Genomic DNA, 14,096 nt, shown 5'->3' with positions numbered 1-14,096 from the left:
TTGTTGGTTAAATTTCGCGCACGATGACCCGCAGTCCCTCGATGGCCACCACTTTGATCGGCTTGCCGCGCTCGATCATCGCTCCTTCCGTCACCACGTCCACCCGTTTGCCATTGATGAGCGCCGTGCCGGACGGGCGCAAATGAGTGAAAGCGGTGCCGGTTTGATCCAGCAACTCCGGCCTGTCCGTGCCGATGTCGCCCACCGCGCTTTTCGACACAAAAGGCCGGGCCAGCCGACTCGTGGGAAAATATTTCAGCCAGACAATCGTGCCCATGATGAGTCCAAACAGAACGCCCAGCAAGACCCAGTGGCCCGCCGGCACGCCCAATCGGTCGTAACCCACGAAGATGGCGGCGATCAGGCACAACATGCCGACGATGCCCGCAATCATACCCGGCAGCACTGTTTCCAGCAGCAACAGCAACGCGCCAGCCACCAACAGCATGATGACGAGTTCCATGAAGCCCATGATACCCGGCGCGAAGCGGGCCGCAAGTGCAATTGCGGAAGGTCTTCGGTTGAACCTGAATTGTTACTGTTCAACGAACCACCGAACATCGCGGCTGGATTGCAAGGGCACACGCGCCCCGCGCGGACAATTCTGTTTCAAAAAAAATTAGACTTCTTCCGCGGTTGCGACTCGTGTTTAATGCCGCTCACTTATGAGTCAAACACATCCTTTGACGACGACGACGTTTGATCTGCCGGGCTATCGCGTGGTCAAATCGTTCGGCGTCGTCCGGGGCATTATCGTCCGCTCGCGTTCGATTGTTGGCAACATTGGCGCGAGCATCCAGAGTTTGTTTGGCGGCAACATCTCGCTCTACACTTCGCTTTGTGAACGGGCGCGGGACGATGCGTTTCGGCAGATGCTGGCGCACGCGGGCGAACTGGGCGCGAACGCGGTGGTGGGCGTCCGTTACGACGCGACGGAAATCTCCGCCGGCATCACCGAGGTTTTGTGTTATGGCACGGCGGTGTTTGTGGAGGCGGGAAGTTGAATAAGAGCAAGTTCAAGATTGAGATCAAGATTCTAAGTCATGGCTGGTCACAGTAAATGGGCAAAGGTAAAGCACTTCAAGGGTGCCATTGACGCCAAGCGCTCGAAAATCTTTGCGAAGTTGAGCAAGGAAATCACGATTGCGGCCAGGCTGGGCGGCGGTGATCCGGCCATGAATCCGCGGTTGCGGATGGCTTTGCTCAAGTGCCGCAGCGCGAACATGCCGATGGATAACATCGAGCGCGCCATCAAGCGGGGAACGGGCGGCGGGGAATCGGCCAATTACGAGGACCTGACTTACGAGGTGTATGGCCCGCACGGCGTGGCGTTGCTGGTGGAGTTGAGCACGGACAATCGAAATCGCACGGCGGCGGAAATTCGCAGCCTGCTGGCGAAAAACGGCGGGACAATCGCCACGGCGGGTTCGGTCAGCCGCCTGTTTCAACGCAAAGGCCAGATGGTCATCCCGCGCGACAGCGCGAACGAGGATCAGTTGATGGAACTGGCGCTGGAAGCCGGCGCAGAGGATTTCAAAACCGAGCCGGAAGGCTACGAGATTTTAACCGACCCGGCGCATTTCGAGACGGTGCACAAACAACTCGAAGCAAACGGTGTCAAATGCGCCGCGGCGGAAGTGACGTCGCTGCCCGCGCTCACGGTGCCGTTGAGGGATGCCGCTGCCGTCGCGGCGGTAAATAGATTGATTGACGCGTTGGAAGAACATGACGATGTGAAGGAAGTCTATTCCAATGCGGAGTTTCCGAATGAACCGGGATGAGCCTGGTCCAGGTCTCACACCGGTCTGATAAAATCGAGTGAGCCGTTGATTACGAAATGAAATCGCTGACGGATTCTTTATTAGCGCACCCGTTGGGTTGGCTGGCTCACGCGGTGTATCATTATCCCCGGGTGTTTTTTTATCCGCAGGTGCTGTTGTTCATCGTTTGCGTGTTTTACACGGTGGACAAGCTGGAGTTTGATCCGAGCCGGAACAATCTGGTCGGCACCGGGAAAAAATATCACCAAAACTTTCTCGCCTTCAAAAAGGAATTTCCCGCGCAGGATGATCTGGTGGTGGTGGTGGAAAGCGACGACATGGAGAAGAACCGCCAGTTCGTGGAGCGGCTGGGGGCCAAACTCGAAGTGGAGACCAACCTGTTCACGGATGTGTTTTTCAAGGGGGACCTGAAGATGTTGGGTCGCAAGGCGCTGTTGTTTGTGCCGGAAAAGGATCTGATGGAGTTGAAGCAGACCTTGCTCGACTATCATCCATTCGTTGAGCAATTCACCAAGGCGACGAATTTCATAACGTTGTTCGACCTGATCAACACTCAATTCCGCACGGCCAAGCGCGAGAAGAGTGCGGAAACCGATGCGATGCTCAAGGCGCTGCCAGTCTTGGAGCGGATCGTTACTCAGGCCACGAGCAGCTTGCGCCGGTCGGGGATGCCGCCGTCGCCGGGAATTTACGCCTTGTTCAACGCCGGGGAGGAGGCCGAGCAACAATTGTATATCACGTTTGGCAACGGCAGCATTTATCTGTGCACGGCACGGGCGAAGCGCGAGGACTTGAATGCCGACGCGGTGGAGCGGCTGGGTCGGTTGGTGGAAGAAACCAAGCTGGAGGTGCCGGGTCTCAATGTCGGCATCACCGGCGAGCCGGTCTTGGAACACGCGGAGATGCTGCAATCGCAAACGGACACCACGGTGGCCAGCATCGTGTCACTGATTGTCTGTTCGCTCATTTTTATTTACGGTTATCAGGAAACCGGGCGGCCGATCAAAGCCACGATTTGTTTGATCGTGGGGCTGGCCTACACCCTGGCTTATACGACGTTGGTGGTGGGCCATCTGAATATTTTGACGATCACGTTCGTGCCCATTCTGATCGGCCTGGCGATTGATTACGGCGTTCACTTGATCACACGGTACGAAGAGGAATTGCGGCATGGCCGAAGCGAGGAGGCGGCATTGGGAAAGGCGATTGTGTTTACCGGGCAGGGGATTTTCACCGGCGCGTTCACCACGGCCGGAGCGTTCGGGGCCATGGCGCTGACGAACTTCAGGGGCATTCAGGAAATGGGGATCATCTGTGGTGGCGGGTTGCTGATTTGTCTGGTGCCGATGATGACGATGCTGCCGGTCTTGTTGCTGCGCGGGCGCCAAAACGTCATTGATCACAAACCGCCGGACGAGATGGACCGACGCGCCCGGATCGAACAATTGTGGCTGCGCCGGCCCGCGCTGGTGTTGGCAATTACGCTGGGTCTGTGCGGGCTGGCGTTGTTTCAATTTCGCAAAGTGTATTTTGATTACGATCTGCTGAACATGCAATCGGCGGGACTGCCGGCGGTGGTGTTCGAGAAAAAGCTGATTTCTTCAACGAAAAAATCAGTCCTGTTCGGTGCGGTGATCGCGGATACGCCGGCCCAAGCGCAGGCACTGGAGGAGCAGATCAAAAAGTTGCCTGCAGTTGCCGGGGTCGAGTCGATGAGTCAGTATTTCACCGAGGACCAGACGCGGAAGTTGTTGGTCATCGGCGAAATCAAGCGGGAGATTGAAAACATTCATTTTGCGGAGGCGGACCTTGCGCCGGTGCGGATTGAGGAGTTGAGCCGGACGTTGTGGTCGTTGCAAGGGTATCTTGGGCTGGCGTCCGAGGAGGTGAAGCAGGAAGACGCGGCCTTGTACCAGCAACTCGTCAGGTTACGGGAAGCGCTCGGCCATTGGCGGAAGGAAATGTTGGCTGGCGATCCTGACGCGGCGGCCGCCAAACTTGCGGCGGTTCAACAGGCCTTGTTCAAAGATGTAAAAGAAACTTTCGCGACCATCCATAATCAAGATGACCGCGAGCGGATGCGGCCGGAGGATTTGCCATCCCCGCTTCGTAATCGCTTCGTCGGCATCACGGGCAAATATCTGCTGCAAGTTTATCCCAAGCACGACGTGTGGCAGCGGGACAATCAGAAGGAGTTCATCCGCGAATTGCGGCAGGCGCTTGACCCCAATAAAACGAACAAGCCGATCATCACAGGCACGCCGGTGCAGCTTTATGAATACACGACGCTGCTGAAACAGAGCTATGAAACTGCCGCCTGGTATGCGTTGGCGGCCATCGCCATCCTGGTCTTCATTCATTTTCGCAGCCTGGCGTGCGTGGTGTTGGCGTTGTTGCCGGTGGCGGTCGGCTCCATCTGGATGCTTGGGTTGATGGTTCTGTGCAAGGTGCCGTTTAATCCCGCCAACATCATGACGCTGCCACTGGTCATCGGCATTGGGGTCACCAACGGCATTCATATTCTGAATCGTTTTGCCGAAGAACGACATCCTGGCATCCTGGCCAAGAGTACCGGCAAAGCGGTTCTGGTTTCCGGCCTCACGACCATTGCGGGCTTTGGCAGTTTGATTCTGGCGAAACATCAAGGCATCCAAAGCCTCGGTTACGTCATGTCAACCGGCGTGGCGACCTGTATGATTGCGGGGCTGACGTTTCTGCCGGCGGTCTTGAAGTTGTTTGTGGTCGGCGAGTCGCCAACAAAAAAACCCAGTGGCGACAATGCACGATCGACACTGGGTCAGGAGGAACCGAGGTAAAAAACCTCAATTAGTCAAGCCAAACTAAAACAATTCAAATTAATGTCAATATCTATGTTAAAACGCCAATCACCGCGGATTAACGGGTGTGCCGATATCGTTATCGACATGCCTTGGTTTTCCGCCCCGGTTTGCCAGCGGGTTGCGTTTACGCCTCGCCGACGCTTGACCCACGCTGGTGCGTTACTACCACTCGCACTCGATAACTAAAGCGAGCAGCTTCATGCATTTCACCCGATATTTAATCATTTTCTGGTTGGGCATGGGTGCCGGTTTGCCGCTGAAGGGCCAGGCGGCGGACTCGCTTCATGCCGGATGCCTTTTTGATGATTTCGCGTTGACGCTTTCCCCCGGCCACCGCACCGAAGTCATGGGGCCGCTTTTCAATTTTGAACGGCAAGAATCGCAACGCCAATGGGCGGCCCCGCCACTCTTTTCTTACACGCTGGACGAGGACGTTGACTATGAAGAGTTCGATCTGCTTTACCCGTTGCTGACTTACGATCGGTTCGGAGAAGAATACCGTTTTCAGATCTTTCAACTGTTCAGCTTTGCCGGCGGCCAGAATGTCCAGGAAGTCTCCCGGCATCGCTTCACATTGTTCCCGATTTATTTTCAGCAACGGTCGGCTGATCCCAGCTACAATTACACGGCGTTGCTGCCGCTGTATGGGCGGATCAAGAACCGTTTTTTCCGCGACGAAATTTATTTCATTCTCATGCCCGGGTACATCCAGAGCCGGAAAAGGGATGTGGTGACGGACAACTTTCTCTACCCTTTCTTTCATGTTCGTCACGGCGATGCTTTGCATGGATGGCAGTTCTGGCCGTTGGTGGGAAACGAACACAAGGGCGTGACGACCAAGACCAATGGCTTTGGCGATGTTGAGACCATTGGCGGGCATGAAAAGTTCTTTGCGCTCTGGCCGATTTTCTCCAACCAAAAGAGCGGCATCGGCACCGAGCTGCCGCAAAAGCAACAGGCATTGCTCCCGCTTTACAGCGTGGTTCGTTCCCCGCCGCGCGATTCCACGACGCTGCTCTGGCCGTTTTTCAGTTACATCGATGAACGCGAAAAAAAGTATCGGGAATGGGAAGCGCCCTGGCCGTTCATTGTCGTTGCGCGGGGTGAAGGCAAGACGACCACCCGGTTTTGGCCGTTGTTCAGCCACGCGCACAGCGAGACCTTGGAAAGCGATTTCTGGCTCTGGCCGCTTTATAAGTACAATCGCCAGCACAGCGCGCCGAGCGATCGCGAGCGCACGCGCCTTCTGTTCTTCCTCTTCTCGCACATCAGCGAGAAAAACGAGGAAACCGGGGACGCCTCGCGTCGCACCGATTTCTGGCCGCTGTTCACCGCCCGCCGGGATTTTAACGGCAACCAGCGCCTCCAAATCCTTTCGCTGCTGGAACCAATCCTGCCCAATAACAAGAGCATCGAGCGCAATTACTCACCACTCTGGTCGGTGTGGCGTCATGAAAAAAACGCCCAGACCGGCGCGTCCAGCCAGTCGCTGTTGTGGAATCTTTATCGGCGCGAGACCACGCCGGAGACAAAAAAGTGCTCGCTCCTGTTCGGACTTTTCCAGTATCAATCCGACACGGCTGGCAAACGTTGGCGGCTCTTTTAAATTTCAGTGGGGAATAAGAAAAATCCGCCCAACGCCCCATCGCAACCATGAGGAGCACAGGCACAGACATGGAGAAGAGCGATGGTTTACGGCAGAGGGCTGGCCCGGCGGAAAACTGAATTTCAAATCCGGGCCTAAACGAAGCAGCGTATGTTTCAAAATATTGGTGAACTTGTCATTCTGTTCTGGCGCACCGTCCAGGCGCTGCCACTTACCTGGCGACAGCGACAAAAAGTCTTCGACCAGTTCTTTGAGATCGGCAATGCGAGTCTGCTCATGGCCTGCATCCTGTCGCTGTTCATCGGCGGCGTGATTGCGCTGCAAACCGGGCCGGTGCTGGTCGAACGCGGATTGGCCAGTGCCGTGGGCGGATTGGTGGGCATGTCCATGTGCAAGGAACTGGCGCCGGTGATGATGTCGGTGCTGATTGCGGGGCGGATCGGCTCAGCGATGGCAGCGGAAATCGGTTCGATGCGGGTCTATCAGGAAATCGATGCCCTCCGCACCATGAACATCAACCCGGTTCATTATCTGGTGTTGCCTCGCATTGTGGCCATCGCCTGCGCCCTGCCGTTGTTGGTCATCTTTTCGATTCTCGTGGGCTGGTTGGGCGGCGCATTGGTCTCGGTGGGCAATGTTCAAATCGGGATCACGTTCAAGGCGTTCTTTTCCAATCTGCGGGAGATCGTTGAGGTGAGCGATGTGCTGAATGGCTTGTTCAAGAGTTTTGTGTTTGCGCTGGTGATCGGGACGGTCTCATGCCACCAAGGGCTGCAAACCATCGGCGGGCCGCGCGGCATCGGCCGTTCCGTTACCAAGGCGGTGGTCAATGCCATCGTGTTGATTCTGATCCTGGATTATTTCCTGACCCGTTTGATGCTTTGATGGATTTGCCCGATGAATTCTTTACCCGCTCAAAATGGTGTCAGCGTCCAGGTGCGCAGTCTCCGCAAAAGCTTTGGCGGCGAACCGGTGCTCAAGGGCTTGGACTTTGAGGTCGCCCGCGGTGAAATTTTCGTCATCATGGGCCCCAGCGGCAGCGGGAAAAGCGTGCTGCTCAAACACATCATCGGCCTGGAAGCTCCCGATGAAGGCGAGATTCTTATCGAAGGCCAATCCATCCAATCGCCGGAAGTCATGGAGCGCTATCGCCTGGCGATGGTGTTTCAATCCGGCGCATTGCTGAATTCCCTGAACGTGGGTGAAAACGTCGGTCTTTATCTCGCCGAGCACCGCCTGAAGCCGCCGCAGGAAATCGCCCGCATCGTGGCGGATAAACTGGAACTGGTCGGGCTCAAAGGTTTGGAAGAACGCTCGGTCAGCGACCTTTCCGGTGGGATGAAGAAGCGGGTCGCCATCGCCCGCGCGCTGGTGATCGAGCCGCAATTGATTTTATACGATGAGCCAACCAGTGAATTGGACCCGTTGACCGCGGTGACCATCGCCGAGGAAATTTTGAACCTGAAAGAGCGCATTCACGTCACTTCTCTGGTGGTCACGCATGATCGCGATCTGGCGTTCGGTGTGGCGGACCGCGTCGCGGTCATCAACGAAGGCCAGATCCTGACCATCGGCAAGCCGGAAGAAGTGCGCCGTCATCCAAACCCACTAATCCAGAGATTTTTGAACGCCGACTTTAAGTCCAATAAATCAACCTGAAACCTATGAAAAATACCTTGGAAACCCGTCTGGGAATATTTATTGCCTTGGCCGTCATTGCCGCGGTCGTCATTCTGGAAGTCCTCGGTGGCGCCCATTTCCTAAAACCCGGCTATCGGCTGTATGCGCTTTTCAACAACGTGCAGGAACTCAAAGTCGGTGATCCGGTCAAGATGGCTGGCGTGCAGGTCGGCCAGGTCGATCGGATCGAACTGGTGCAGGGCAAGGTCAAAGTCACGGTGAAACTGGACCGCACGGCCGAGGTCAAGACCGACAGCGTGGCGACCATCAAATTCACCGGGCTGCTGGGACAAAACTACGTCGCCATCGACTTTGGCAAACCCGATTCTCCCCGGATGCTGCCCGATAATCCGATCAACACCACCGAACAGCCCGACCTCAGTTCGTTGATGACCAAGCTGGATAACGTGGCCGTCGGCGTGGAAAACCTCACCAAGAGTTTCACCGGCGACAAGATTGACAACCTGCTTGGCCCCTTCACTGATTTCCTCAAGCAAAACGGCCCCAACCTCACTACCACAATCAGCAACATACAGGCGGTTTCCAGCCAGATCGCCAAAGGCGAAGGCACGGTGGGCAAACTTATTTTTGAAGATGCGCTTTACACCAACGCCCTCGCCACTGTCACCAATCTGCAGGATACCGCCGCCGAATTGAAAACCACGATTGCCGAGGCGCGCAAAGTCGTGGACGATGTCAATGCCGGCCAGGGAACCATCGGCAAACTCGTCAAGGACGAAAAACTTTACAACGAGACCACCGAAACCATGACCAACTTGAAAGAAATCCTGCAGAAGATCAATCGCGGCGAGGGTTCCATCGGACCGCTCGTCAACGACCCCAGCTTCTACAAGAACGCCAAGATGTCGTTGCAGAAAATCGACAAGGCTACCGAAGGTCTGGAAGATCAAGGCCCATTGAGCGTCATCAGCATTTTTGCAAACCAGCTCTTCTAGCGGGCGATGGTGATCGACGCAGGTTTTCGAATTTCAGATAAATCGCTTTCAGATACTCGGCCTCTTTGAAGGTGGCAGGATGGTCCGGCGGGTGACCCATCGTTTGCAATTCAACAAACTTGCGTCCCGACTTCGCTGCCGATTCTCGCACGACTTCAAAAAACTCCTCCGCCGTCACGTGGGCGGAACAGGAGGCGGCCAACAGGATGCCCTTGTCGGTCAAATGTTCGATGCCGAGCTTCGTCAGCCTGCGATACGCGTTGAGCGCGGCCGTCCGTTCCGATTCGCTCTTGGCAAATGACGGCGGATCCAGAACTACCAGATCAAATTGTGCGCGGCTAACCTGCAACCATTCAAACGCGTCCGCCTGCACAGTTTCGTGACGACACGCGGCCACGACCTGATCCGTCAGGTTCAAACGAAAATTGCGTTTGGCACTGGCCAAAGCGTGGGGGCTGATGTCGAGGTCTATCACGGAGCGTGCTCCGCCGCGGGCGGCGTAGAGAGAGAAACCGCCGGAGAAACTGAAGGCGTTTAACACTCGACGGCCACTTGCCAGCGCCTCAATTTGTCGGCGGTTCTCCCGTTGATCGAGAAAGAAGCCGGTCTTTTGCCCGCGCAAAACATCGGCTTCAAAACGCAAACCGTTTTCGAGGAAACAAACTGGTGTCATCAGTGGAGAGCCAGAAAGGATTTGACCGTCGGATAGCTTGAATTGATTTACTGCGGTCACCGAAACGTTACGACTCAGCCGAAGCACGCTTCGTTCATTGGGCAGCCGTTGGTTGATCAAGCCGACGACCTCTTCCAGCCGCGGCAGCCAGGCGGCGGTATAAAGTTTCAAAACGAGGGTGGTGTCGTAGCGGTCCAGCACCAAACCCGGCCAGCCATCGCTCTCGCCGTTGATCCAGCGATGGCCGGTGGTGCGCTCATCAAACAAACCGCATCGGCGCTTGATCGCATCGTCCAGCCGGGCCGTCCACCAGTCGTCGTCAATCGTCACTGGTTTGCCCGTGTGCAAAATCCGAACGCGAATCGGCGACTCGGGATCGAAAAGTCCCACCGCCAGGAAACGATCTTGCCGATCATAGATCACCGCGAGTTCGCCGGGCGACCCGGTGCGGGTCTGTTCTCGAATGCTGTCGGCAAACAGCCAAGGGTGGCCGGAGCGGACGATCGATTCCGCCGTCGAGGTGATGCGCAATCGCAACCGCGACAACGTGGTTCGCGCCGGGTGGGAAGTTGGCCTCAAGCAGTTTGCATCAGTTGGAGTTTTCAAAAGCGTAGCCACGGTCCGAGTCGAAAGGTGTTTTTCCGGCGTCGCCGCGGGCGAGTCTCCAGCAATGCGCCACTTTTGCCAAGCCGAACTGCATTCTGGCGGCCAGGCGCGACGCCAAATAGAACTTGCTCAACGACGCTGATCTGGTAGCAATGAATTGTTTCGTTAAACCATAAAACCAAAAACTTGTTATGATCAAAACCATTGCAAAATTAGCACTTGTCGGCTGGCTGGCTGGCGTGATCGCGGGCGCACCAGCATCCGTCCAGGCGCAAAACAAACCCGCGGGCGAAAAGAAAGAACCGTCGAAAAGTGAGAAGCGGCAAGGCGTCATCCCATTCACCGGCAAACTGACGGCGGTCGATAAAACGGCCAAGACGATCAAGGTGGGCGAGCGCACTTTCCAGATCACTTCGGAAACCAAGATCATCAAAGCCGGCAAGCCGGCCACGTTGGAGGATGCCGTGGTGGGCGACGCCGTGGGCGGCGCGTTTCGCAAGACGGATGACGGAAAAATGGCCGCCATCTCTGTGCGTCTCGGAGCCAAACCCGAAGGAGAAGCCGGTCCCAGAAAGAAGAAGGAAGCGCCCTCAAAATAACTGAATCTCTTTTTGACTGATCAATTCAGGCAGGCCAACGCGGCCTGCCTTTTTCCTGCCGGGCATCAACGCCGCCACCAACTCTTGCCGCTGCTGCCGCTGGGTGGTGGCGGGGGCTGATTATAGTGTTGCCTCAGCAAGTTGCCGCGAGCGTCTTCCAGCGCCAATCGAAATTCAAAATAGCTAGGGAATCGATCCGCTGGATTCTTGGCCAGCGCACGCTGCAACGCATCACTTGTTGGTCTGGTAATTTCCGGGACGACGTGGTTCGGCGGGGTCAGGGGTGTGTGAACGTGCGCGGCGACGACTTCATCCACCGTCGGAGCTTCAAATGGCACATGGCCCGTCAGCGCATGGTAAAGCGTCCCGCCCAGGCTGTACATGTCCGACAAAAAAGTTTCCGGCTCGCGCTTGATTTTTTCCGGTGCCACGTAATACGGCGTTCCCCAAGCGGCTTGTTCTTGAGTGACATCCGCCTCCACCTTGCGGGCCAGACCGAAATCGATCAACTTGGGTTCGCCAGCCGCATCAAACAAAATGTTGCCCGGCTTGATGTCTAGATGCAGCAGGTTGTGTTTGAGCGCTGTGTCGAGGGCCGACGCCACTTTGATTCCAATGTCCAAAACGTCCAGTTCCGGTAATCGCTGCTGCCGGGTAATGCGGCTGTCGAGACTGCCCCGGTCGGCCAGTTCCATCACCAGATACCGCAGCCCGTCCAATTCGTTAAAGGTGTAGATGTGGATGATGTTCGTGTGATTCAGCGAGGCACACGCCCGCGCTTCCCGGTAAAAACTCTCCAAGGCCTTCGTATCGTTGAGCAACTCATGCTTCATCAGCTTGACCGCCACCTCCCGCTCCAAGGTGGTGTCAAACGCCCGATAGACGGTGGCCATTCCGCCGGAAGCAATGAAAGCGCGCAGTTCAAATTGCCGGAGCATCATCGGCATCATGACCGGATGCTTGCATTTGGGGCACGGCGCGGTGGCCAGCGGCGCCAGGTCGCCCGGAATAAAGACTTTGGCCCCGCAACTACCGCAAGTCACCATGCGGAGCGGCTTCTGCGCTTCGGGTTTTGGTCCTTCGTTCGACATTGCTGTTTCATTCTAGCACTTGCTATTTCGGCGACAAGTTCAGATATGGAGTTCCGGCCGCCCCTCCCCGAAGCATATATGTGCCGGCGAAATCTTTTTGACAACTGTCCAGCAATGGTGTCTGCTATGCGCCGTTGGAATGAAAACCACGTTAAATGTTAAGAACAGCCTGTGCGCCCGGCGCGTCGATGGATGGATGTCCATCTGTCACCGCTTCACCCGGTCCATTGGCAACGTGGGAGGAAAGTTCTAACCGATAACGCAAATAGAATTTCAAGAGACCCGCGATTGCCAGTCAATCGCGGGTTTTTTGTTTAACCCCCGGCCGCCTCCGTTGGCGGCCCCAATAGAAAGGCAAAATGAATGCAAAGTATCGAAAGGTGACGGCGCAGTTTGCGCCGGAGACCCGGTTTGAGGTGATACCGGTGCCGGCGGCGCCGTTCCGCGGCACGGTGGAAACCGCGCTCGACCGGCTCAAGGACACGCTGCTCCTGCGGCTCTTGAACGAGACGCCGGAACCGGAACTCAACGCGCTGTTGCGCCGCGCGGCCAACGAGGCCGCGGCGCTGGCGTGGTTGACTCCCTTCCCGCTGCTGTTGTTCCCCGAGCTGTTCGAGGAAAAAGCCGGGACTGCACGGCAGCAGGCGGCCAAACAAGTCCGGGTGCGGCAACGCAGCCGGGTCTTGCTGGCCGAGGCAGCCTGATGGACGCGCAACTGAATTGCAGCGATGAAGCGCCTTGCTCGCCCACCGCACCCGATTCGGACCCCGGGCTGGCCGATTCTGTTTGACCGCATTTTAAGCGGCAACGTAGCTTCGCCGCATGGAATCGGCAGCCGCGACGCCCAACCCCTGGATGATTTTGCCGTTCGGCCTGTTGCTGGCCACGATTGCAGTCGCGCCGGTGGCAATTCCAAAATGGTGGCACAAACATTTTCCCAAAGTCGCCTATGCGTTGGGCGCGATCACGCTTTGCTATTACCTCTTCGGGTTGCACGCCCATCAACGCGTGCTACACACCGCGCACGAATACGTCAGCTTCATTGCGTTGATCGGTTCGCTCTACGTCGTCTCCGGCGGCATTCACATCACCGTCAAGGGTGAGGCCACGCCGTTCGTCAACGTCGTGTTTCTCTTCGTCGGCGCAGTCATCGCCAATCTCCTCGGTACCACAGGCGCCTCGATGCTGCTGATCCGTCCCTGGCTGCGCATGAACAAATACCGCGTCACCGCGCATCACGTCGTCTTTTTCATTTTCATCGTCTCAAACGTCGGCGGCTGTCTCACGCCCATCGGTGATCCGCCATTGTTTCTCGGCTATTTGAAAGGAATCCCGTTCTGGTGGGTGGCGGAACACTGCTGGCCGATGTGGGCGGTGGGCGTCGCCATTTTATTGCTGATGTTTTTCGCCGTGGACCATGTGAATTATCTCCGCGCGCCCAAGCCGGTTCGCGAACGTGAAACTGCCCATGAAACCTGGAAGTTCGAAGGCATGCCGAATCTGTTTTTTCTGGCGGTCATTCTTCTCGCGGTCTTCATCAATCAGCCTCCCTTTCTGCGCGAACTCCTGATGGTCGCTGCCTCGCTCGGGTCATACTTTACGACGCGCAAGTCGGTGCATGAAGCCAACGATTTCAATTTTCATCCCATTCAGGAAGTAGCCATCCTCTTTGTGGGAATTTTTGCGACGATGATGCCGGCACTGGACTGGTTGGAAGCCAACGCGAGCCTGCTGGCCGACCCGTCACCTGCGTTCTTCTATTGGAGTTGTGGTTCACTTTCCAGCGTGCTGGACAACGCACCCACGTATCTGAGTTTCTTCAGTGCGCTGATGGGTGCGGTTAATGACGCCGATGTGCCTCATCTATTGGCGACACAGACAATCGACGTTGTGGCGGTGAGCGTCGCGGCGGTGTTTTTTGGCGCAAACACCTACATCGGCAATGGCCCGAACTTCATGGTCAAAGCCATCGCCGACCACAACAAAATCCACACGCCCACCTTCCTCGGTTTCATTTTCAAATACACCTTGCCTTACATGCTGCCGATGTTGCTGATCGTTTGGTGGCTTTTTTTCCGCGATTAATCCTGTTTTGTGCCATGTTTCGTACCATTGCGCGGTGGGGTTCAATGGAAGTGCGGGACTGGAGCGGGCGAAGGGAATCGAACCCTCGTGTGAAGCTTGGAAGGCTTCCGTTCTACCATTGAACTACGCCCGCAATGCTCCGGATACTAACGCCCGCGCTTGCCTTGTCAATTCGCGTC

At 56.4% G+C, this 14,096-nt stretch carries 13 protein-coding genes and 1 tRNA gene; 10 read left to right on the top strand and 4 right to left on the bottom strand.

The window, feature by feature from the left end; all coding sequences use genetic code 11:
* Window positions 1-7 precede the first annotated feature (7 nt).
* The gene (locus tag HY298_26295) at window positions 8-463 is read right to left on the bottom strand and encodes a hypothetical protein (protein ID MBI3853768.1); all 456 of its coding nucleotides are present in this window, start codon (window positions 461-463) and stop codon (window positions 8-10) included.
* Between the two features lie 202 nt (window positions 464-665).
* Between HY298_26295 and HY298_26290 the strand changes: the two genes are divergently transcribed.
* The 7 genes from HY298_26290 (at window position 666) to HY298_26260 (ending at window position 8,863) form a co-directional block, all read left to right on the top strand.
* On the top strand, window positions 666-1,004 hold the full coding sequence (locus HY298_26290; protein MBI3853767.1) for a YbjQ family protein: 339 nt from the start codon (window positions 666-668) through the stop codon (window positions 1,002-1,004).
* A gap of 39 nt (window positions 1,005-1,043) precedes the next feature.
* Window positions 1,044-1,781 (top strand): YebC/PmpR family DNA-binding transcriptional regulator, encoded by a 738-nt coding sequence (locus HY298_26285; protein ID MBI3853766.1) that lies wholly within the window; start codon window positions 1,044-1,046, stop codon window positions 1,779-1,781.
* Between the two features lie 56 nt (window positions 1,782-1,837).
* The gene (locus tag HY298_26280; protein MBI3853765.1) at window positions 1,838-4,597 is read left to right on the top strand and encodes an MMPL family transporter; all 2,760 of its coding nucleotides are present in this window, start codon (window positions 1,838-1,840) and stop codon (window positions 4,595-4,597) included.
* A 223-nt stretch (window positions 4,598-4,820) separates the two neighbouring features.
* Window positions 4,821-6,227: a hypothetical protein gene (locus HY298_26275; protein MBI3853764.1), complete on the top strand. Its 1,407-nt coding sequence runs from the start codon at window positions 4,821-4,823 to the stop codon at window positions 6,225-6,227.
* A gap of 150 nt (window positions 6,228-6,377) precedes the next feature.
* Window positions 6,378-7,112, top strand: a complete 735-nt coding sequence (locus tag HY298_26270; protein MBI3853763.1) for an ABC transporter permease — start codon at window positions 6,378-6,380, stop codon at window positions 7,110-7,112.
* Window positions 7,113-7,124: 12 nt separating this feature from the next.
* On the top strand, window positions 7,125-7,886 hold the full coding sequence (locus tag HY298_26265; GenBank protein MBI3853762.1) for an ATP-binding cassette domain-containing protein: 762 nt from the start codon (window positions 7,125-7,127) through the stop codon (window positions 7,884-7,886).
* 5 nt (window positions 7,887-7,891) lie between these two features.
* Complete coding sequence (locus HY298_26260; protein ID MBI3853761.1) at window positions 7,892-8,863, top strand: MCE family protein; 972 nt, start codon at window positions 7,892-7,894, stop codon at window positions 8,861-8,863.
* Here HY298_26260 and HY298_26255 read toward each other — a convergent pair.
* Complete coding sequence (locus HY298_26255) at window positions 8,835-10,067, bottom strand: class I SAM-dependent methyltransferase (protein ID MBI3853760.1); 1,233 nt, start codon at window positions 10,065-10,067, stop codon at window positions 8,835-8,837. The two genes, HY298_26260 and HY298_26255, sit on opposite strands and share 29 nt — an antisense overlap.
* A gap of 266 nt (window positions 10,068-10,333) precedes the next feature.
* Here HY298_26255 and HY298_26250 point away from each other — a divergent pair, with 266 nt between their 5' ends.
* Window positions 10,334-10,741: a hypothetical protein gene (locus tag HY298_26250; protein ID MBI3853759.1), complete on the top strand. Its 408-nt coding sequence runs from the start codon at window positions 10,334-10,336 to the stop codon at window positions 10,739-10,741.
* A 65-nt stretch (window positions 10,742-10,806) separates the two neighbouring features.
* On the opposite strand, the gene HY298_26245 is transcribed toward HY298_26250, so the two are convergent.
* A complete protein-coding gene (locus tag HY298_26245; GenBank protein ID MBI3853758.1) occupies window positions 10,807-11,832 on the bottom strand; it encodes a serine/threonine protein kinase in 1,026 nt (341 codons plus the stop codon).
* Between the two features lie 359 nt (window positions 11,833-12,191).
* Between HY298_26245 and HY298_26240 the strand changes: the two genes are divergently transcribed.
* Window positions 12,192-12,536 carry a hypothetical protein gene (locus tag HY298_26240; protein ID MBI3853757.1) on the top strand — a complete coding sequence of 115 codons (345 nt, stop codon included), beginning with the start codon at window positions 12,192-12,194 and terminating at the stop codon, window positions 12,534-12,536.
* Between the two features lie 118 nt (window positions 12,537-12,654).
* Window positions 12,655-13,917: a sodium:proton antiporter gene (locus tag HY298_26235; GenBank protein ID MBI3853756.1), complete on the top strand. Its 1,263-nt coding sequence runs from the start codon at window positions 12,655-12,657 to the stop codon at window positions 13,915-13,917.
* A gap of 59 nt (window positions 13,918-13,976) precedes the next feature.
* Here HY298_26235 and HY298_26230 read toward each other — a convergent pair.
* Window positions 13,977-14,050 (bottom strand) — tRNA-Gly (locus HY298_26230).
* Window positions 14,051-14,096 lie beyond the last annotated feature (46 nt).

The sequence above is a fragment of the Verrucomicrobiota bacterium genome, assembly GCA_016200005.1.
GTDB lineage: Bacteria > Verrucomicrobiota > Verrucomicrobiia > Limisphaerales > PALSA-1396 > PALSA-1396.
The sequence above is the reverse complement of the archived record's forward strand: the minus strand, read 5'-3'. Positions and strand labels throughout refer to the sequence as shown.